Below are 20617 nucleotides of genomic sequence, written 5' to 3'. Positions count from 1 at the left end.
TCCTCTGCAACCGGACGGAAAATCGATCGGCGATCGGTGCGATCCCGGTTAGCGTCGGGCCGATGGGACCCAACTCCGAGGAAGTCGTCGAAGCCGGCTATGACGAGATCGCTGCACGGTATCTGGACTGGATCAACCAGGTCGAGGACGACCCGCGCCTGCGCTACCTCAACGAGGTCCTGACGCTCTTTCCCACTCGGCCTGCCGCTCTCGATCTCGGTTGCGGAGCCGGCGTGCCCTGCACGGCCCTGCTCGCCGAACGCGGTGAAGCAGTAGGAGTCGACATCTCCGCCGCCCAGCTCGACCTGGCCCGCCGCAAGGTTCCCAAGGCCCGGTTCATCAAGGCCAGCATGTCCACGGTCACATTCGCGCCCGCCAGCTTCGACCTGGTGACCGCCTTCTACTCGATTCCCCACGTCCCGCGCACCCAGCACGCAGACCTGCTCCAGCGCATCGCGGAGTGGCTGCGACCCGGCGGCCACCTCCTTGCCAGCCTCGGCCACCGAGACCATGACGTCATCCATGACATGCTTGGCGCACCGATGGTCAGCAGCAGCTACGGGGCAGCAACCAACCGTCGCATGCTCCTCGACACCGGACTCACCCTCCTGACCGACGAGATCGTCACCTGGCATGGCGGCCATGTGACCTACCAGTGGGTGATCGCCAGCAAACCCCACCGCTGAACCCCACACGGAGCCCTGCTTATGTACCCAGAGCTCGACGCCGATGAGCGCACGACGCTCGGCCAGTTCCTCGATCAGTATCGTCGCCGGGCACTCTCGCGACTCGAACGGCTCTCGGACGCGCAGGCGCGAACGAAGAGTTTGCCGGCTACAGACCTGACGCCCGGTGGGGTCGTGAAGCATCTCGCGCACATGGAGGATCACTGGTTCATTGCGCGGATCGGAGGAGGCGAACTTCCTGAGCCGTGGGCGTCTGCGCCGATTGACACCCAGCCGCGGTGGGCCTTCGAGTCGGCGGACAGCGACACAGTCGAGGAGCTTTCCGCGCTGTACCGGGCGGCCTGCGCCCGTAGTCGTCAGGTCGCCAGCCGACTTCCCACACTCGACACCACCGCGCCCCGCCCCTCGTTCGGTAAGGGCCCCGTGACACTTCGCTGGGTCATGGTGCACATGCTCGAGGAGACGGCGTGCCACACGGGCCATCTCGACCTGCTCACCGATGCCATCCCCGCGCAGGCTCCGTGAACACTCGCGATCCGTTGGCTACGCAACGTGACTTTCGACGTATTCTCCTACAGTCTGTCGAATCCACGTCAGTCGTCCGACGTAGAGGCGTACGGACCAAGCGCACCTGCCGGAAGGAGAGCCGCCATGGCTCAGTACGCGGTTCTGATCTACGCGAATGACTCCGCCCACGCTCCGGAGGCCACGCCTGCTGACACCGAGTCCTGTGACCAGCACGCACAGGAGTTGGTGGCTGCGAACTCGATGCTGGTGGCCTACGCCTTGACCCCTCGGGACATGGCGACCTCGATTCGTGCCGACTCGATCACCGATGGCCCGTTCATCGATTCCAAGGAAATCGTTGCCGGCTTCTACATCATCGAGGCGCCGGATCTGGACGCGGCCCTGGCAATCGCCGGCACCAACCCAGCGATTCGCGAGGGTGGCGGGGTGGAGGTACGGCCCGTTCACAGCGGTGGCGTCGTGGAGCGTACGACCGAATGACGGACCGTGCAGCGGTCGAATCGGCGATCGTCGACGCGCACCGTCGTGAGTGGGCCCTTGTGGTCGCCGCGACGGTGCGCGTTGCACGAGATCTGGACCTCGCCGAGGAGTGCGTGCAGGAGGCGTACGCGGCCGCGTTGGAGAGCTGGACTCGCGAGGGCATTCCGAACAACCCGGCGGCCTGGCTCACGACTGCGGCGAAACGGCGTGCGATGGACGCCGTCCGGCGGGACCGGACGTTCCGCTCGAAGTTGCCGTTGCTGGTCGAACCCGACGTCTCGGTCGAGGACACTGCCATGGACGAGCTGCAAAGGGAAAGCGAAGATCCAGAAGACGTCGTAGCGGATGAACGGCTGCGTCTGATCTTCACGTGTTGCCATCCGGCACTTGCGCAGGAGGCACAGGTTGCCCTCACCCTGCGATTGGTGTGCGGGATGACGACGCCGGAAATCGCGCGCGCATTTCTCGTTTCCGAGCCGACTATGGCCGCTCGAATCACCCGAGCCAAGAAGAAGATCAGTGGAGCCCGAATCCCTTATCGCGTGCCGCGGTCAGCCGAGCTGCCTGACAGATTGGGGGCGGTGCTCGGCGTGATCCATCTGCTGTTCACGACCGGACACACCGCGCCGTCCGGAGCGGCGTTGGTGAAGGCCGATCTGGTTGACCTCGCGCTGCACCTGACGCGGATGCTGCGCGAGCTGATGCCCGACGAGCCGGAGGTGCGAGGACTGCTCGCGCTGTTGTTGGTCATCGATGCGCGACGCTTCACCCGGGTTTCCGGGAACGGACGGCTGTTGCGGTTGGAGGAGCAGGACCGATCGCGGTGGGATCGAGCGGCTATCGCCGAAGCCCACGATCTGATCGTCGGTGCACTACGCAGCGGCCAGCCGGGGCGCTATGTCCTGCAGGCCGCGATTGCCTCCCTCTACGCCGAGGCGCCGTCGTACGACGAAACCGACTGGTCGCAGATCGTTGCCCTCTATGACAAGCTGCTCGACGTGTGGCCCTCACCCGTTGTCGGGTTGAATCGGGCCGTCCCCCTGTCCAAGGTCTCCGGTCCGGAGGCTGCGCTGGCAGAGGTCGAAGCGTTGGAGAGCGCCGGGCAACTCGCCGGATACCAGTACCTACCAGCTGTCAAGGCAGACCTGCTCGTACGACTCGGTCGTCAGCCACAGGCCGCTGAGGCATACCAACGTGCGCTGGAACTGACCGAGAACAACGCCGAGCGCGAGTTTTTGTCGGAGCGACTGAGGTCTGTCCAGTGACGTGATCGACCCGCTTCGAGTGGCCGATGGAGCAAGCGCCATCCTCGAGTCAAAGCTGGGACAGGAGAATCTCCCGGCGTTCGTCGTAGCGCCAGGCGGTCTCGGCGTCGGTCAGGTGGACGCCACCGATCCAACGGTCGATGCCGTTGTACGCAAGCTGGTCGGCACGCCCGGCGAGGACCTCGTTCCCGGCGTCGGTCAGCTCGACCGTACGCCTGGCAAAGTCCGCACCCTCACCAAGCGCAAGGAGAGGTTGACGCCCCGATGCGAGGCCGCGCATGATCGCGAAACAGGGCCAGTCGCCGAGGAACGGTCGGCGTTCCCGGCGCCCCACCTCGGCGAATGCGGCGCCGGCGTTCTCGGCGCCGTCCTCGACGGCGAGCAGGATCCGCCGCTGCGTAAGGGAAAGCCCATCCGAAAGAGCCGGGTACTCCTGCATGAGTCGGCCGAACGCCTCGCCCAGGTAGCGCAGGACCGGCGACTCGATGCGCGCGACGCGCTGGAGCCCTGACGGATTCGGCGAGGTGAACGCATCCCACGCCGCGGCGGCGATGTCCAGCGCCTCCTGCGTGACGGTGATCTCGTCCTCGCGGAGCCGAAGAAGATCGGCGGCCTGAAGCTGCCCGAGACCGCCGAAATGCGCGATCCCGGGAAACTCGCCCGCTGAGACGAGTGAGATCCGCTCAGGTGCGACGCCGAGCCGGCGCAGCCGGGCGAGGACCTCGATGAGCTGCAGCTGGTCGTACAGATCGGCCTCGAACCACAACACCAGCTGATCGTTTGCATGGTCGGCGAGCTGCTGGTCGCGGTCCTCGAAGCCACGGAGGATGTCCGGGAGGTTGCCCCAGTCCTCGCCGGCGATGAACTCCGCCCGTACCCTGCGCAGCTCGGCGTCGGCGAGCCCGCTCGGCACCGGGCCTTCGTGGAGGACGTCGCGCCACGGCAGGATCGGTTCCACGATCCCGGCAGCGCGCAGGGGCGCCACCGTCGCGTCGCCATTGGTGACGTGCAGGACGCCCGAGCGGTTGTCAACCTGGGCTTGCGCCTGGTGAGTGTGGAGGTGGGCCCGGGCGGTGGCATAACTCTCGCCGGTCTTCGCCATCCGGGCGCGAACACGTTGTTTGAAGGCAGATTCTCTGGTCATGTCGCCTGTCTCCTCCGATGACCCTGCACCGAGCTTCCCCCAGCGAAGTCGGGCACGGTCGCGGTGACAGGTGACCATGATCCACACCGAGGTCGGTTCCCCTTTGCCCCCTGAGGCGATCCCGCTGGGGAGGATCTGAGGAGGTTCGGCGTGGGTGGCTCGCCAGAGGTCAGCATAGACGAAGTCGCGCGAGGGGATCCTCGGGCGTACGACCTCATTCGTCCGTCACTCGTCCGTCGGTCGATGTCGAGGGTCGGGCCGCGGAACCGACCTCCTGGTGAAGGACCACCTGGTCCCCACCGAGCGAGCCTGGGTTCACCGCACCGGGTTTGCCGCTCGTTGATTCACCGCACACTGGTGCACTGCACAGAGGAGGAGACGATGACCACAGTCACCGCGGACCTGGCGATGTCGCTGGACGGGTTCATCGCCGGACCGAACGCCGGGGTGGGCAACCCGGCGGGCGACAGCGGCGAATGGCTGCACGCGTGGTTCGCCGGACTGGCGAGCTGGCAGGAGCGGCAGGGTCTCACCGGCGGGGCCCACAATCGAGACTCGGAGATCATCGGCGAGTGGTTCGACGCGACGGGCGCGGTGGTCATGGGCCGGACGATGTTCGACACGGGTGAGGTGCCGTGGGGTGAGGACCCGCCGTTCAAGGCACCGGTGTTCGTCCTCACGCACCGGCCGCGCCCCGTCCTCGTCAGACAAGGCGGTACGACCTTCACCTTCGTCACCGACGGCATCGAGTGTGCCCTCGATCAGGCCCGTGCCGCTGCCGGTAACCGGAACGTCGACATCGCCGGTGGCGCCGCCACCGTGCAGCAGTTCCTCGAGGCCGGTCTGCTCGACGAGCTGCAGGTGCACGTGGTGCCGGTGCTGTTCGGCCAGGGTGTCCGACTGTTCGACCGACTGCAACCCAGCCTGGTGGAGCTCGAGAAGGTACGGGTCGTCGACACCGCCGACGTCACCCACCTGAAGTACCGCCTCCGCAGGTGAGCCGACAACCGGTGCCGGCAACTGCCGGCAACTGGCGCCGGCGGTGCGGGCGGGGCGTCAGCGGCCGACGGCGTAGTTCTGCATCGACCGCGGGTTGGCGCCTGCCGCCACCACACCTGTGTCCGGGTCGCGCGTCACCGCGCACAGCCTGCCGAGACTCCACGGGCCGGAGCGGGTGACGACGTGGCCGCGGCGTTCGAGTCCGGCGATCACGGAGTCGCCGAGCCTGTCTTCGACGACGAGGCTCCGCGGTTCCATCGTGCGCGGGTAGAACGAACCGAGGAAGCTCGCCGTGTGCCACGCCGGCGCGTCGATCGCCTCCTGCAACGACATCCCGCCCGCGAGGTGGCGCAGCAGGAACAACAGTTGCCACTGGTCCTGCTGGTCACCGCCGGGAGAGCCGCAGGCGAGGACCGGACGGCCTTCCCGCATGACCAGCGTGGGGGAGAGCGTGGTCCGCGGGCGCTTGCCGGGCGCGAGCGACGACGGCAGCCCCTCTTCCAGCCAGAACATCTGCGCGCGCGTACCAAGACAGAAGCCGAGTTCGGGAATCGTCGGCGAGCTCTGCAGCCAGCCACCGCTCGGCGTCGCCGAGATCATGTTGCCCCACCGGTCGACGACATCGACGTGGCAGGTGTCACCGCGGGTACGTCCGGTCGCACCGACGGTCGGTTCGCCAATGGTGCCGCTGAGGTCCTGGCCAGAACCACGTCGTCCCGCGTACGCCTGCGGCAGGCGAGGCGTGCGGCCCTGCGGCGTGCCGGGGCGGAGCTCGTCGGAGGCGAGGGCCCCGACCAGGCTCGCCCGCCGCCGGGCGTACGGCTTCGTCAGCAGGGCAGGGAGCGCGGAGTCGAGCACGTCGCCGTACCACGCCTCCCGGTCGGCCATCGCGAGCTTCATCACCTCGGTGACGAAGTGGACGCCGCGTTCGGTACCGAGGTCGAGCTCGCCGGGTTCACCCAGCGCATCGAGAATCGCCAACGCCTGAAGGAGAACCGGCCCCTGGCCCCAGGCCGGCGTCTTCGCGACGGTCAGGTCGTTCCACTCCATGGTGGTGGCGAGCTCCCAGTTGGCCGACCAGGTGGCGAGGTCGTGGCCGGTCACGAGGCCGCTGTGGTCACGTCCGCTGGAGTCCCGGAACGGCCGCTGTGAGAACGCGTCGATCGCCTCCGCCACGAAGCCCTGCCGCCACGCGTCGCGGGCGCCCTCGATCTGCGCCTCCCGGCTCGTACCCGCCGCCTCCGCTTCGCCGACCAGGCGTTCGAGAGTGGAGGCGTACGCCGGATTGGCGAACAGCGCGTGCGCCTGCGGCAGCTCGCCGCCCTGGAGCCACAGCTCCGCCGACGTCTGCCAGTGGTCGCGGAACAGTTCCTCGACGGACCCGACCGTCGCGGCGGCCCCGGCGGCGAGCGGATGTCCGGCCTTCGCATAGCCGATCGCCGGCTCCAGGACGTCGCGCAGCTGCCAGGTGCCGTGGTCGCGCAGGAGTAGCAGCCACGCGTCGACAGCGCCCGGGATCGTCGCCGCAAGCGGCCCGGAACCCGGCACGAGGTCGAGCCCGAGGTCGTGGAAGTGCGCGATCGTTGCGCCGGCCGGAGCGACACCCTGCCCGCACAACACCTTCGGAATGTGGTCGTCCGCGGTCGCGACGATGGCCGGCACCTCGCCGCCGGGGCCGTTGAGGTGCGGCTCGACGACATGCAGGACGAAACCGGCACAGGTCGCCGCGTCGAAGGCGTTGCCGCCACGTTCGAGTACGCCCATCGCCGACTGGGAGGCGAGCCAGTGCGTCGCGGCCACCATGCCGAACGTGCCGCGCAGCGTCGGTCGGGTCGTGAACGTCATGGGGACTCCTCCTGGCGTAGGGATTAGGCGTTCTCGGATCCGGCGCTGGAGCCGGTGTTGGTGCCTACGGCGTCGCGGATGTCCGGGCCGCTCCCGTCGTCGCCGACAAGATGGCAGGCGACCTGGCGGCCCGTGACCTCGCGGAGTGGCGGCACGTCCACCGAGCACCGCGCGACGGCGACCGGGCACCGCGTATGGAACCTGCACCCCGGCGGCGGATCCACCGCGGACGGGATGTCACCGGACAGGACGACGCGGGTACGGCTGCGTTGGCGCCCCGGGTCTGGCACGGGCGCCGCCGAGAGCAACGCCTGGGTGTACGGATGTCTGGGCGTGGCGAAGATCGCCGCACTCGGACCGTGTTCGACGAGCTTGCCGAGGTACATCACGGCCACGTCGTCAGCGAGGTACTCAACGGCTGCGAGGTTGTGGGTGATGAACAGGCACGCGAACCCGAGGTCGCGTTGCAGGTCCGTGAGCAGGTTGAGCACGGACGCCTGGACCGACACGTCGAGTGCACTCGTGGGTTCGTCGGCGACGAGCAGCGACGGTGAGGACGCCAGAGCCCTGGCGATGCTCACGCGTTGCCGCTGGCCGCCGGACAATTCGTGTGGATAACGGTGTGCCAGCTCCGGCCGCAGCCCGACCCGGCGGAGCGCCTCGGCGGTGATCTCCTCACGCTCGGCTTTCGACCGCGCGAGCCGCAGGAGACGCAACGGTTCACCCACGATGGCGCCCACCGGCAGCCGTGGGTCCAGGGAGCTGGCGGGATCCTGGAAGACGATCGCGACGTCGCGCCGGTGGGGGCGCAGACCACGCCGGCTGAGGCCGGTGATGTCGGTCCCGTGCAGCCGGACCGTGCCGGAGGTGGGTTCGAGCAGGCGTACGACGCACCGCCCGACGGTGGACTTGCCCGACCCGGACTCACCGACGAGCGCGACGACCGAGCCGCGGCGGATGGTGAGGGACACGCCGTCGACGGCACGGACCGGGCCGAAGTGCATGACCAGGTCCTCGAGTTCGAGGACGAACTCGCCGTCGGCCGAACCGGCACTGCCGGCTGGAATCGCGTTGCCCACTTGGCCCTTCTCGCTCGTGGCCCGGTTCATGTCGTCGCCTCCGCCTGGTCGTGGCCGGGGACCGTCACAGGAACGGGATGCCAGCAGGCGACCTGGTGATCGCGCCGGGCGCCGGGTGACTCCGCGAGCGTGGGCTGGCTGGACAGGCAGAGGGAGTCGGCACCTGGGCACCGGTCGGCGAACGTGCACCGGTCGGGCGGCGCCTCCAGGACCGGGACGAGCCCGGGGATCTCCTGGAGCCGATGGTCTCCGTCGCCCCGGCGGGCGGTCGGGATCGCACCGAGCAGCGCCGTCGTGTAGTGGTGTCGTGGCCGGGCGAAGAGTTCCTCGACCCGCGCCTGTTCGACGACTCGTCCGGCGTACATCACGACCACGCGGTCAGCGATGTCGGCCACCACCCCGAGGTCGTGGGTGATGAGCAGGACGGAGGTGCCGAGCCGGTCGCGCAGGTCGCGGATCACGTCGAGGATCCCGGCCTGGACGGTGACGTCCAGCGCGGTCGTCGGTTCGTCGGCGACCAGCAGGGTCGGGTCGCAGGCCACCGCCATCGCGATCACCACCCGCTGCCGCATGCCGCCGGAGAGCTGGTGTGGATACTCGTCGACCCGGCGTTCGGGGGAAGGAATCCCCACCAGGGCGAGGAGTTCGACCGCCCGCGCCCGCGCCGCGGCGCGGCTGAGCTTCTGGTGTACGTGCAGGACTTCGGTGATCTGTCGGCCGACGGTGAGCACCGGGTTGAGCGAGGTCATCGGCTCCTGGAAGACGTAGGTGATGTCGCGCCCCCGCAGCGGGCGTAGCAACCGCTCGGGCGCGCCCACCAGCTCCTGGTCGCGGAGCCGGACCGACCCCTCGATCTCGGCGGTGCCGGGCAGCAGGCCTGCGAGGCCGAGCGCGGTGACGCTCTTGCCACAGCCCGACTCACCCACCACGGCGACGATCTCGCCCGCGCCGACGTCGAGGTCCACCCGGTCGACGGCCGACACCACACTGTCTTCGGTGCTGAAGCGTACGGAGAAATCGCGGACGGCCAGCACCTTGCTCGCCTCCGCCGGCGAGGCGGGCGGCGACGGGGGAACGGATGGCAACGCGTTCACCGGCGGTTAGCCCTCCTGGCAGACGTCTGCGGGTCGAGGGCGTCGCGAAGACCGTCTCCGAAGAGATTGAACGCCAGCGCCACGACCATGATCGCCACCCCGGGGATGATGGCCGTCCACGGTGCCCGCGCGGCGTACTGCTGGGCGTCGGCCAGCATCGTCCCCAGGCTCGGCTGCGGCGGCCGGATGCCCAGGCCGAGGAAGGACAGCACCGCCTCGCCGAGGATCGCGACCGGGATCGCGACGGTCGCCTGCACGATGATCGCCGAGGTCGCGTTGGGCAGGATGTGCCGGACCAGCACCCACGCGTCGCTCGCGGACGACACCACCGCCGCCGCCACGAAGTCGAGCGACTTGAGCCGGAGCGTCTCGCTGCGCACGACTCTCACCATGCCAGGAATCTGCGCGATCCCGATGGACACGGCGGCGTTCGTGAGACTCGGCCCGCGAATGGCCGCCAGGCCGACCGCGAGGATGAGGAACGGGAACGCCAGCACGAGGTCGGTGAACCGCGAGATGACCGCGTCGAGGGTGGGGGAGTACCCGGCGGCCAGGCCGAACGGCACCCCGGCCGCGAGCGCGACGGCGACGGCGAGCACGCTCGCCTGCAGCGAGGACTGAAGGCCGAAGAGGATGCGGGAGAAGATGTCCCGGCCGAGGTCGTCGGTCCCGAGCAGGTAGCCGGCCGAGCCAGGTGGGGTGAACGCCGCGTCGAAATGCGTCTCGTCGGGGGCATAGGGCGCGAGCAGTCCGGCGAGCAACGCACCCAGCAGAGCCACCGTGAGCACGGCGAACCCGGTGAGCGCCAGTGGGTTGCGCACCAGCCGCCGCACCAGGCGCCGCCCCCGCGGCGGCCGGGGTCCCGCCTGCTGGACGTCCGGGGTGAGCGCCACGTCGCCGCCGCTCATCCTTCCCGCCCCCGGACCCGGATCCGCGGGTCGATCACCGAGTAGAGCAGGTCGACCAGGAGGTTGATCACGATGTACGCCGTCGCGGTGACGAGCACGACCGCCTGGATGACGGGATAGTCGCGCTGGAACACGGCATCGATGGTGAGCTTGCCGAAACCCGGCAGTCCGAAGATCCGTTCGGTGACGACGGCGCCGGAGATGAGGGCGCCCAACTGGAGCCCGACGATCGTGACGACCACGATCAGGCTGTTCCGCAACGCGTGCCGGATGATGACCGTGTGCGTGGGCAACCCCTTCGCCCGTGCGGTGCGTACGTAGTCCGTCGACAGCGCCTCCAGCATCGAGGACCTCGTCTGACGCATGATGACCGCCGCCAGACCGGTGCCGATGACGAACGCCGGCAGGACGAGATGGTGGAGGTTCGCCACCGGATCCTCGGTGAAGGGAACGAATCCCGAGGCGGGGAACAGCCGGACGGCCACCGCGAGATACAGGATCGCGATCAGCCCGAGCCAGAAGTTCGGGATCGACAGGCCGGCAAGGGCCGCGCCGTTCGCGACCCATTCGGTGAACCTTCCCCGGCGGACCGCGGCCGCGACCCCGGCGGCGATGCCCACCAGTGCCGCGATCGCGAGAGCGAACATCGACAGCTCCAGCGTGACCGGCAACGCCGTGGCGAGCATGTCGGTGACCGGAGTGTCGGTACGAATGGACGTACCGAGATCACCCCGGACACTGTTGGCGACGAATCGCCAGTACTGCACGGGAAGCGCGTCGTCGAGGCCGTACTTCGCCCGGATCGCCGCCAGGGAAGCGGGATCGCGTTCCTCGCCGGCGAGGGCGAGGGCCGGATCACCAGGCAGGGCGCGCATCCCGACGAACACGACGACTGTGGCGAGAACCAGCGTCACCGCCGACTGCCACAACCGGTGCAGGAGATAGGCGCCCATCGGTTCCTGACGTCGCTCCCTTCTCGGCTGCCGGTGCGGATCGGTCCGCTCGTCTTCCTCGCCTCGTTCGCTCCTACTTCGTGAGTCCCGCCCTGGCGACCCGGATCACGCCGTCAGGAAACACCTGGACCCCCTTCACGTCGTCGGAGACGCCGGTCAGGTTGCGCGCGCGGTAGAGGTAGATGAGCGGTTCCTGCTCCCGCAGTTTGGTCGCCACCTGGCCGTAGAGCTCCGCACGCTCGGCGGTGTCCTGGGACTGCCGCGCCTGCGTCAGCAGGTCGTCCAGCTCGGGGTCGGAGAAGCCCGAGACGTTCTGGCTGGCCTGCGTACCCACGAAGTTCGTGATGTTGGCGTCCGGGTCCACCCGGCCGGACCATCCGAGCTGCAGCAGTTCGAAGTCGCCGCGGTCCTGCTGGTCGAGCAGAGTGGAGAACTCCGTCGGCGTGATGACGATCTCGAAGCCGCTCGACTTCACCATCGCCTGTAGTGCTTGAGCGATCCGCAACGCATCCGGTGTGTTGGTGGCCAGCATCTCGATCTTGTACGGCGTCTGCACACCCGCCTGCTCCAGGAGTTCCTTGGCCTTGGCGGGGTCGTGGGCGCGACATTCCTGGGCGGCGTCGCTGGTGAACTCGGTCGCCGGGGAGATCGGTGAGCAGGCCACCGAGTAGAGGTCGGCGAAGACCGTCTTCACCAGCGCCTCGCGGTCGATCGCGTGGTCGAACGCCTGGCGCACCTTCGCGTCCTTCGCGTGCGGTTTGTCGATCGGCTTCGCCGGCTCGGTGACTCCGTCGGCGTTGCCGACGTTGAACGTCACGCCCTGGTATCCGAGGCTCTCGGACTCCAGCAGCGTGATTGCCTGCTCCTTCTCGAGCGCGGCGACGTCCTGCGTCGAGACGCTGTCGGCGACCTGCGCGTCACCGGAACGCAGGTTGGCCGCGCGGATGCTCGCGTCGGTGATGACGCGGTAGACGATCCGGTCGAGGTGGACCTCCTCGGCGTCGTAGTAGTTCGGGTCCTTCTCCAACTCGATGGAGTTCTGCGGCACCCGCTTCACGACCTTGAACGCGCCGACACAGATCGGTGCGGTGGCGAACTTGTCGCCCAGCTTGTCCAGCTGCGCCGGGCTCATCACCATGCCCGCGCGGTCGGCGAGCGCCGCGGTGAGGGGCGCGAAGGGGGCCGACAGGTGGATGACGACAGTCTCGTCGTCAGGCGCCTCGACCTTCGTGATCGGGCCAAGCTCGCTCACCCGGGCCGATTCGGGCAGGGTGAGGTTGCGGTCGAGGGACGTCTTCACCGCAGCGGCGTTGAACGGCGTGCCGTCGCCGAACTTGATGCCCGTACGCACCTTGATGGTCACGGTCTTGCCGTCGGCACTGACCTCCGGAAGGTCCGTGGCGAGTTGCGGGACGACCTTGGCCTCCGCATCGGTGTCATAGAGCTTTTCGCACGTGGCGTTGAAGATGTACCGGCTGTAGAGCGAGCGCGCGAGGCTCGGGTCCAGCAGGTCGGGGTCGGCCGAGAGGGCGAGGGTGAGTTCGCCGCCTTCCTTGACCGCGGCCGGGTCTGCCGGCTCACCGACGTTCGTGGTCCGGGCCGCGCCGGTCTCGTCGGGCTTGGCGGAGTTGTCGCCAGCGCCCGAGTCGGTCTCCTGCCCGACCGGCGAGCAGGCCGCGGCGGCGAGCACCCCGACAGCGACCACTCCGAGGACGCGGGTCAGCAACCGTTCCCGCGACTTGGGACGCCTGCCTGAGAAATGCTTCACCGATGACATTCCGGCCACCCCGATCCCCTTCGTTGGTGATGCGCTGGTGATGCGTTGGTGATGCTGCGCGGAGAAACCACCCCAAGGTCGGCAGACACCGCGCCATTGGACAGTTCGGTGCAACTGTCTGACAAGTGGTGGAACGGTAGTTCTTACCAACCGGTTCGAAACTTCACCGGACTGATACATCCAGCCGGGCGTGAAGGGCGAGCGGGCCGTCGGGAGACCCGCTCCGACCTTCCGGATGTGGCCACGCGGGCGAGCGGGTGTCGGAGGCCGTTGGCAAGATGGTCGATATGACGGTGGATGCGGTGATCTTCGACTGGGGCGGCACCCTGACCCCATGGCACCCGATCGAGTGGGGCGACCAGTGGCGGGCGTACGCCCATGCCTATGACCCGCACCACGACGAGGCCATCGTCGCCGCGCTCACCGACGCGGAGGCGGAGGCCTGGCGGCTTGCCCGTGAGGAGCACAAGGCGACCAGCTTCGACGCCATCGTCGGCGCGGCGGGGCTGGTGCCGTCCGGACCGGCGCACGAGCGAGGGGTCGCGGCCTACCAGGCGTACTGGGATCCCCACACCTACACCGATCCCGACGTCGTGCCCCTGTTCACCGCGCTCCGCGAGCGTGGCGTGGCGGTCGGCGTGCTCTCCAACACCGTGTGGCCACGGGACTATCACGAGCTGGTGTTCCGCCGCGACGCCGTGCTGGACCTGATCGACGGGGCGGTCTACACCAGTGAGATCGCCTGGACCAAGCCGCACCGGGAGGCATTCCTCGCGGCGATGCGGGCCGTGGGGGTCAGCTCACCTGAGAGGTGCGTGTTCGTGGGCGACCGGCTCTTCGACGACATCCACGGCGCCCGCGAGGTGGGGATGCGTGCCGTCCACGTGCCGCACAGCGTCATCCCGGACGTCCAGCGTGGCCATGTCGACGGCGAGCCGCACGCGGTCGTGCAGCGGTTGTCCGACCTGCTGCCGCTCGTCGACCGCTGGCGGGGATGACGGTCCGGGCGGGACAGGTTCGTCATGAAGGTCTGGCTCAGCCGTCCTACCGCTTCTCCGGAAGGCCGGGGAACGCCACCGGCGTGCCTCCCCAGGCCAGCCGGCGTTCGGCGCACTCGTGCAGGATGCGCGCGGCGAACGCCTTGACTGCCGGGAGGTCGGCGTCGGCCACGAGGTCGGCGAACACCGCGGCGCACCCTTCCTCCAGATGCACGGCGAGCCGTTTCGCCGTCGTCACCCCGGAGACCTCGAACGGCAGCGCGTACGCCGCCTGCGCCGCCACCGGAACCGAGGACCGGTCCCGGATGAGGGCGGCCACCTGATCACGCAGGGCCCGGTACTCGGCGTAGGCAGCGCGACCCCGCGCGTCCTCGGCGCCGAGCCGTGGACCGAGGACGCCGTAGCCCCACACGGCGGCGTGGACTCCGGCCAGCGCCTGCTGAAGAGCCGCGATCTCCTGTTCGTCCGGCTTCATGCGTCCGCTCCGGCGAGTTGACCGGCGTGGGTGGCCTCGCAGGCGGCGATCGACGCCAGGAGCCGGGCGTGCTCCCCACCCCGGGAGGCCCGGAGGTCGGTGTTTCGGTCAGCTGCGGCGCCCTGCTCGGCGTCGATCAGCGCGGCAAGTGCGGCGCCCGGCGTGGCCGGTGCGGCCTTGCCGGCGTCGCCACCTGGGCGGGTGGACCCGGCGGGCGCCGCGGGTGCGGCGGTGGGACTGGCCGCGGTCCGCAGGGCGGCCAGATGCTGCTCATGCCGCCGGACGAAGGGCGCGAGCCGTTCCGCCAGGCCGTCGTGGCGCGCGACGACGGCGGCGTACGTCTCGAGAAGGCGTTCCTCGGCGTCCACCGCCGCCCGCAGGATCGGGAGGTCGGGATCGCGGGTCGGGCTCGGCCGCGGCGTCCGTGTGCCGGCGAGCGGCCCGCCGGCGCGTGGGCCTTCTTCGGTACAACCGGCCAGCAGTCCTGTTGCGAGACTGACGGGTACTCCCACGACACCAGTCGTCACCGCCATCCGGAGGACCCGCCGGCGGGTCGTGTCGCCCCCGGCGGGGACGGGCGTGTGGGAACGGACCTGGGGACGGTCGACGTACCCCTCGACACCCCCGCCAGAGGGCCCCTCGATGTGCGCTGTCACCCGCGTGACGTTACCGGAGGCCACTGGCCCCTACCCCGGTTTGTCCCCGTCGACAGGGCCTTGTCACGTGGCCGCTCGGCTCCTGTCAACCCGAGCTGGACGTGGTTTGATCGGCATTTCGACCGACGGGTACGCTGACTTCGCCGGAGTTGGCCGTCATGGTCCCACGGCACAGCGCAATGGGGGCTGATAACTGGAGAGGGGAGGCGACCGTCGGTGCACGGCTCTGCAGCTCGCGACCGGGTGGCCAACCTCCTCACGCCTGTCCTCGCTGACGCCGCCGTCGACCTCGAGGCTGTCGAGTTGATCCCGGCCGGGCGCCGCACTGTCGTACGGCTCGTGGTCGACGCCGATGGAGGGGTCGGGCTCGACCAGCTGGCCGACCTGTCCAGAACGGTGGGAAAGGTCCTCGACGCACACGACGTCATGGGCGAGCGTTCCTACACCCTCGAGGTGACCTCGCGGGGTGTCGACCGCCCGCTGACGGCGCCGCGACACTGGCGGCGCAACACCGGGCGGCTGGTCAAGGTCGTCCACTTCGACGGAAGCCAGCTCACCGGCCGGGTCGAGGCCGCCGACGACACCGGAGCACACCTCGCCACCGACGGCCGGACGCACCGCGTCGAATACGCCGACGTCGCCAAGGCGCGGGTAGAGGTCGAGTTCTCCCGTTCCACCGCCGGTGGCAGCGACGACGGGACCGATGCGGACGGGGAGGGGTGAGCGATGGACATCGACATGGCGGTCCTACGCGCCCTTGAACGTGAGAAGGACATTCCGCTCGATGCGGTGGTCGAAGCGATCGAGCAGGCGTTGCTCATCGCCTATCACCGCACCGAAGGCGCTCAGCCGCACGCCCGGGTCGAACTCGACCGGCGTACCGGTCATGTCACGGTCTGGGCGAAAGAGGCCAGCCCTGACGCGGACAGCGAGGGGGACGCCGGCGAGTCCCCGCGCGAATGGGATGACACGCCCACCGGCTTCGGACGGATCGCCGCCACCACGGCCAAGCAGGTCATCCTCCAGCGTCTTCGCGATGCTGAGGAAGACCACATGTTCGGCGAGTTCGCCGGTCGCGAGGGCGACATCGTCTCCGGGGTGATCCAGCAGGGCAAGGACGCCCGCCTGGTGCACGTCAGCCTTGGCAAGGTCGAAGGTGTCCTGCCACCACAGGAGCAGGTCCCCGGCGAGCGCTACGACCACGGCCAGCGGCTCCGGTGCTACGTCGTCGCCGTCCGCAAGGGGTTCCGTGGCCCGCAGATCACGCTCTCGCGTACCCACCCCAACCTGGTCAAGAAGCTTTTCGCCCTCGAAGTACCCGAAATCGCCGACGGGACCGTGGAGATCGCCGGGATCGCGCGCGAGGCCGGGCATAGAACCAAGGTGGCCGTGCGTTCTCACAACCCGTCGGTCAACGCGAAGGGCGCCTGCATCGGCCCGGTCGGTGCGCGGGTCCGCAACGTGATGAACGAACTGCACGGCGAGAAGATCGACATCGTCGACTGGTCCGAGGACCCCGCCGACTACGTCAAGCAGGCGTTGTCTCCGGCCCGGGTCACCGAGGTGAAGGTCGTCGACGCGGCAGCGAAGGCGGCGCGGGTGATCGTGCCCGACTACCAGCTGTCGCTGGCGATCGGCCGCGAGGGCCAGAACGCCCGCCTGGCAGCCAGGCTGACCGGCTGGCGGATCGACATCCGGCCCGACACCGAGGTGGCGGCGCCCGATGCCGGACAAGCGGTCACCAATCCTGGCGGATCCGGCGCCCCGGACACCGGGGAGTAGGAGCTAAGCGGCGGTCGAGCGCGGTGGTCGGGACTGTCCGCGCGGAGCGTCTGGGTACACTCTCCCAAGGTGGGTCGTACGGGTCGGGAACCGAAAACGCGTCCGCACGTGGTGCGAACGTGTGTCGGGTGTCGGCTTCGTACGGCGAAGTCCGAACTCCTCCGAGTCGTTCTCGAGCGTGACACCGAAACGGCCTGGCTCGTTCCAGACGTTTCCGGGCACGCACCGGGTCGTGGAGCACATGTACATCCCACACCGGAGTGCGTCGGGCTGGCTGCGCGGAGACATGCGTTTCCGCGTGCACTGCGCATCCAGGGGCCGATCGACATCGAGAAGCTCCGCCGTCACGTCGAGGGTGCGGAGGACGGCAACACCGCCGAGAACAGCAACACACGCGAACAGAGGCAGGGTCTCAACCGGGGCCCCGCCCGAAGAAAAGAAAGTGGGTCGAGCGGCTCATGAGCACTCGATGAGAACCGAGCGATGAGCACGCGCAGGAACTAGCGCCTGGACCCGAGAAGAGGGCCCGGGCCGGCAAAGGAGAGCAGTGGCAAAGGTCCGGGTCTACGAACTCGCCAAGGAGTTCGGAATCGAAAGCAAGGCCGTCATGGCTAAGCTCCAGGAGCTCGGTGAATTCGTCCGATCGGCATCGTCGACGGTCGAGGCGCCGGTCGTACGCAGACTCAAGGAGTCGTTCGCGACCGAGGGCGCCGGTGGAGCGAGGGCCGACGGCAAGGCGTCAGCGAAGAAATCCACGAAGAAGTCAACGACGGCGAAGCCCGCCGCCCAGTCCCCGGCGGCTGAGTCCCCGGCTGCCGAGTCCCCGGCGGCTGAGGTCGCCGCTCGCCAGGAGTCCCCGGTCTCGGGTGCGAAGCCGGCACCGCCGCGGCCGGCACCGCCCTCCAGGCCGGCTGTCGCCCCGCCTGTTGAGCCGGTGACGCCGGAGGTACCGCAGACACCGGCGCCACGTCCTGCGGTGCCGCAACCCGCGGCGGAGCAGCCGAGCGAGACCAGGCCAGCGCCCCCGCGGCCGGCCGAACCCGGCTTCCGTGAACCAGGACGCCCGGCCCCCCGACCCGCCCCGACACCCCGTCCAGGCCCGGCTCCCTCCCGCCCACCGCGCCCCGGTCAGGGCGGCGGACCGGCCGGCGGCCGTACCCGTGGGCCGGGCCAGGGCAGCGACCAGGCACGGCCCAGGCCGTCCGGACCACGCCACGGCACGGGTCCGCGTCCAGGCAACAACCCCTTCACCTCGACGACCGGTATGCGCGGTCCTGGCGCGGAGCGCCCGGGTCCGGGTGGTCCGCGCCGCGAGGACGGTGGCGCCGGCACAGGCGCGGGATCCAGTCCCGCGGCGACGCCGGAGCGTCCCGAGCGTGGCGCTGACCGGCCAGGCGGTCCTCGCCCCAACCCGGGCATGATGCCGTCCCGGCCGGCTCCGGCGGGTCGCTCCGGCGGCCGCGGTGGCCCGGGCGGTGGTCCCGGAGGACCTGGCGGTCGTGGTGGCCCGGGTGCGCGGACCGGTGGTCCGGGTGGCCGGACCGGCGCGCCAGGCGGCGGTCGTGGCGGCCCTGGTGGTGGCCCCGGCGGCGGTCGTGGTGGCCCCGGCGGCGGTCGTGGTGGCCCCGGCGGCGGTGGCGGTCGGCCAGGAGCGCCGGCGGGCGCACCACCCCGCGGTGGTTTCGGCGGTGGCCGTCCGGGTGCCCGTGGACGTGGCGGCACGGCGGGAGCCTTCGGGCGTCCCGGAGGTCCGGTCCGCAGGGGCCGCAAGTCCAAGCGCCAGAAGCGCCAGGAATTCGACAACATGCAGGCCCCGGCGATCGGTGGTGTGCGGGTTCCACGCGGCGACGGGCAGGCCGTCCGGCTGCCCCGAGGTGCGAGTCTCACCGACTTCGCCGAGAAGATCGGTGCGGACGCCGCGTCGCTCGTCCAGGTGATGTTCCATCTCGGCGAGATGGTCACCGCCACGCAGTCGGTGAGCGACGAGACCCTGCAGCTGCTGGGCGCTGAGCTCCAGTACGACGTGCAGGTCGTCTCGCCTGAGGACGAGGACCGCGAGCTGCTCGAGTCGTTCTCCATCGAGTTCGGTGAGGACGAGGGCGAAGACGTCGACATGCAGGCGCGACCGCCGGTGGTCTCGGTGATGGGTCACGTCGACCACGGAAAGACCAAGCTGCTCGACGCGATCCGCAACGAGGACGTCGTGGCAGGCGAGGCGGGCGGCATCACCCAGCACATCGGCGCCTACCAGGTCTCGACCGAGGTCGACGACATCGAACGCAAGATCACCTTTATCGACACGCCTGGTCACGAGGCGTTCACGGCGATGCGTGCCCGTGGCGCCCAGTCGACCGACATCGCCGTTCTGGTGGTAGCGGCCGACGACGGAGTGATGCCACAGACCATCGAGGCGTTGAACCACGCCAAGGCGGCCGGAGTCCCGGTCGTCGTGGCGGTCAACAAGATCGACGTACCGGACGCCGACCCGGCGAAGGTACGTGGCCAGCTCACCGAATACGGCCTGGTGCCAGAGGAGTACGGCGGCGACACGATGTTCGTCGACATCTCCGCGCGGGCCCGGACCAACATCGACGGGCTGCTCGAGGCGATCGTCCTCACCGCCGACGCGGCGCTCGACCTGCGCGCCAACCCCGTGCAGGACGCGCAGGGCATCGCGATCGAGGCGCACCTCGACAAGGGCCGCGGTCCGGTCGTCACCGTCCTGGTCCAGCGGGGCACGCTCTCGGTCGGCGACTCGATCGTGTGCGGCCCGGCGTACGGCCGGGTGCGGGCGATGCTCGACGAGCACGGCGAGTCGGTCGACAAGGCCAGGCCGTCGCGACCGGTGATGGTGCTCGGTCTGTCCGCTGTTCCGCGCGCCGGCGACAACTTCCTGGTCGTCTCCGACGACCGGGTAGCTCGCCAGATCGCGGAGAAGCGGGAGGCGGCCGTGCGCAACGCGTCGTTCGCCCAGCGCACCAAGCGGGTCAGCCTCGATGACATCGGCAAGCTGCTCGAGGAGCGTCAGGCACTCAACCTCATCATCAAGGGCGACGTGTCCGGTTCGGTCGAGGCGTTGGAGGATGCCCTCGCCAAGATCGACGTGGGCGAAGAGATCGACCTTCGGATCCTGCACCGCGGCGTTGGTGCGGTGACGGAGAACGACATCAACCTGGCGACGATCGACAACGCGATCATCATCGGGTTCAACGTCCGGGCGCAGGGTCGGTCGGTCGAGCGCCTCGCCGAACGCGAAGGCGTGGAGATCAGGTTCTACTCCGTGATCTACCAGGCCATCGACGAGGTGGAGGCGGCCCTCAAGGGCATGCTCAAGCCGATCTACGAAGAGGTCAAGCTCGGCACGGCCGAGGTGCGCGAGGTCTTCCGGTCGAGCAAGTTCGGCACGATCGCCGGCTGTCTCGTCCAGGAGGGAACGATCCGGCGCAACTCCAAGGCCCGGCTGGTCCGCGACGGGACGGTCGTCCTCGAGAGCACCGACATCGCGTCGCTGCGCAGGTTCAAAGACGACGCCACCGAGGTCCGTGAGGGCTTCGAGTGCGGTCTCACCCTGCACAACTTCAACGACGTGAAGGTCGGCGATGTGGTGGAGACGTTCGAGATGCGGGAGAAGCCTCGAGGGTGAGGTGAGACCTCGCAACTGACGGCTGGTGGTGGGCCGGGCCCGGAAGCGTCCGGCCGCCTGGCTCGGGGTCGGCACTCCGATGGTTCGTCCGTGACGGACTGACACGGACGGTTGCCGGGTTCGTACGGAACGGGGAGCTCGCAAGCTCGCGGATTTTCGTCCCGTACGAACGCATGAGCACCGTCCGCGCTTGACGTCTCGACACGGACGCACCACTGGAACACCTTCCGGCTGGCCGGACCCTGCCGTGCTCGGCTGCCGGCAGGTGGCGGGCCCTGAGGGGCTATGGGCGCGGGGTTCGTCGT

The 20617-nt window shown here is 69.3% G+C and carries 19 protein-coding genes; 10 read left to right on the top strand and 9 right to left on the bottom strand.

All coding sequences use genetic code 11. The features are described 5' to 3' along the window. Positions 1–62: 62 nt before the first annotated feature. From ABN034_RS09085 to ABN034_RS09070, 4 genes are all read left to right on the top strand, one after another. On the top strand, positions 63–686 hold the full coding sequence (locus tag ABN034_RS09085; RefSeq protein WP_349690555.1) for a class I SAM-dependent methyltransferase: 624 nt from the start codon (positions 63–65) through the stop codon (positions 684–686). Positions 687–707: 21 nt separating this feature from the next. Further along, positions 708–1211 carry a DinB family protein gene (locus ABN034_RS09080; RefSeq protein ID WP_349690554.1) on the top strand — a complete coding sequence of 168 codons (504 nt, stop codon included), beginning with the start codon at positions 708–710 and terminating at the stop codon, positions 1209–1211. A 126-nt stretch (positions 1212–1337) separates the two neighbouring features. Next, positions 1338–1694, top strand: coding sequence for a YciI family protein (locus tag ABN034_RS09075; protein WP_349690553.1), 357 nt, complete (start codon positions 1338–1340; stop codon positions 1692–1694). Then, a complete protein-coding gene (locus tag ABN034_RS09070) occupies positions 1691–2959 on the top strand; it encodes an RNA polymerase sigma factor (RefSeq protein ID WP_349690552.1) in 1269 nt (422 codons plus the stop codon). Before ABN034_RS09075 ends, ABN034_RS09070 begins: the two co-directional genes overlap by 4 nt. Positions 2960–3008: 49 nt before the next feature. On the opposite strand, the gene ABN034_RS09065 is transcribed toward ABN034_RS09070, so the two are convergent. Next, a complete protein-coding gene (locus tag ABN034_RS09065) occupies positions 3009–4103 on the bottom strand; it encodes a DUF1835 domain-containing protein (RefSeq protein ID WP_349690551.1) in 1095 nt (364 codons plus the stop codon). A gap of 381 nt (positions 4104–4484) precedes the next feature. On the opposite strand from ABN034_RS09065, the gene ABN034_RS09060 reads away from it, so the two are divergent. After that, positions 4485–5102, top strand: coding sequence for a dihydrofolate reductase family protein (locus ABN034_RS09060; protein ID WP_349690550.1), 618 nt, complete (start codon positions 4485–4487; stop codon positions 5100–5102). 57 nt (positions 5103–5159) lie between these two features. On the opposite strand, the gene ABN034_RS09055 is transcribed toward ABN034_RS09060, so the two are convergent. From ABN034_RS09055 to ABN034_RS09030, 6 genes are all read right to left on the bottom strand, one after another. Continuing rightward, a complete protein-coding gene (locus ABN034_RS09055) occupies positions 5160–6947 on the bottom strand; it encodes a gamma-glutamyltransferase family protein (protein ID WP_349690549.1) in 1788 nt (595 codons plus the stop codon). Positions 6948–6970: 23 nt separating this feature from the next. Beyond that, positions 6971–8056, bottom strand: a complete 1086-nt coding sequence (locus tag ABN034_RS09050) for an ABC transporter ATP-binding protein (RefSeq protein WP_349690548.1) — start codon at positions 8054–8056, stop codon at positions 6971–6973. Continuing rightward, entirely contained in the window at positions 8053–9120 is a 1068-nt protein-coding gene (locus ABN034_RS09045; RefSeq protein WP_349690547.1) for an ABC transporter ATP-binding protein, read from the bottom strand. The genes ABN034_RS09050 and ABN034_RS09045 overlap by 4 nt, the downstream gene beginning before the upstream one ends. Beyond that, complete coding sequence (locus tag ABN034_RS09040; protein ID WP_349690546.1) at positions 9117–10028, bottom strand: ABC transporter permease; 912 nt, start codon at positions 10026–10028, stop codon at positions 9117–9119. The genes ABN034_RS09045 and ABN034_RS09040 overlap by 4 nt, the downstream gene beginning before the upstream one ends. Beyond that, positions 10025–10981, bottom strand: coding sequence for an ABC transporter permease (locus tag ABN034_RS09035; protein ID WP_349690545.1), 957 nt, complete (start codon positions 10979–10981; stop codon positions 10025–10027). The genes ABN034_RS09040 and ABN034_RS09035 overlap by 4 nt, the downstream gene beginning before the upstream one ends. A 73-nt stretch (positions 10982–11054) precedes the next feature. Next, positions 11055–12749 (bottom strand): ABC transporter substrate-binding protein, encoded by a 1695-nt coding sequence (locus ABN034_RS09030; RefSeq protein ID WP_349690544.1) that lies wholly within the window; start codon positions 12747–12749, stop codon positions 11055–11057. A 296-nt stretch (positions 12750–13045) separates the two neighbouring features. Between ABN034_RS09030 and ABN034_RS09025 the strand changes: the two genes are divergently transcribed. Further along, on the top strand, positions 13046–13756 hold the full coding sequence (locus ABN034_RS09025) for an HAD family hydrolase (RefSeq protein WP_349690543.1): 711 nt from the start codon (positions 13046–13048) through the stop codon (positions 13754–13756). A gap of 46 nt (positions 13757–13802) precedes the next feature. Here the strand turns inward: ABN034_RS09025 and ABN034_RS09020 are convergent, their stop codons facing one another. Together ABN034_RS09020 and ABN034_RS09015 are read right to left on the bottom strand one after the other, a co-directional pair. Next, complete coding sequence (locus ABN034_RS09020) at positions 13803–14231, bottom strand: ferritin-like domain-containing protein (protein ID WP_349690542.1); 429 nt, start codon at positions 14229–14231, stop codon at positions 13803–13805. Continuing rightward, positions 14228–14887 carry a hypothetical protein gene (locus ABN034_RS09015; protein WP_349690541.1) on the bottom strand — a complete coding sequence of 220 codons (660 nt, stop codon included), beginning with the start codon at positions 14885–14887 and terminating at the stop codon, positions 14228–14230. The genes ABN034_RS09020 and ABN034_RS09015 overlap by 4 nt, the downstream gene beginning before the upstream one ends. Positions 14888–15103: 216 nt before the next feature. Here ABN034_RS09015 and rimP point away from each other — a divergent pair, with 216 nt between their 5' ends. The 4 genes from rimP to infB all read left to right on the top strand — a co-directional run bounded on the left by rimP (position 15104) and on the right by infB (position 20312). Next, positions 15104–15610: a ribosome maturation factor RimP gene (gene rimP, locus ABN034_RS09010; protein WP_349690540.1), complete on the top strand. Its 507-nt coding sequence runs from the start codon at positions 15104–15106 to the stop codon at positions 15608–15610. 3 nt (positions 15611–15613) lie between these two features. Continuing rightward, positions 15614–16669 carry a transcription termination factor NusA gene (gene nusA / locus ABN034_RS09005; protein ID WP_349690539.1) on the top strand — a complete coding sequence of 352 codons (1056 nt, stop codon included), beginning with the start codon at positions 15614–15616 and terminating at the stop codon, positions 16667–16669. Between the two features lie 69 nt (positions 16670–16738). Then, positions 16739–17131: a YlxR family protein gene (locus ABN034_RS09000; RefSeq protein ID WP_349690538.1), complete on the top strand. Its 393-nt coding sequence runs from the start codon at positions 16739–16741 to the stop codon at positions 17129–17131. An 85-nt stretch (positions 17132–17216) separates the two neighbouring features. Then, positions 17217–20312 (top strand): translation initiation factor IF-2, encoded by a 3096-nt coding sequence (gene infB / locus ABN034_RS08995; protein WP_349690537.1) that lies wholly within the window; start codon positions 17217–17219, stop codon positions 20310–20312. The last annotated feature ends 305 nt before the right edge of the window (positions 20313–20617 follow it).

Origin of the sequence: Actinopolymorpha sp. B11F2 (assembly GCF_040195635.1) — a bacterium.
GTDB lineage: Bacteria > Actinomycetota > Actinomycetes > Propionibacteriales > Actinopolymorphaceae > Thermasporomyces.
Note: the sequence above shows the minus strand (reverse complement) of the source record. Positions and strands in the feature narration are given on the sequence as shown.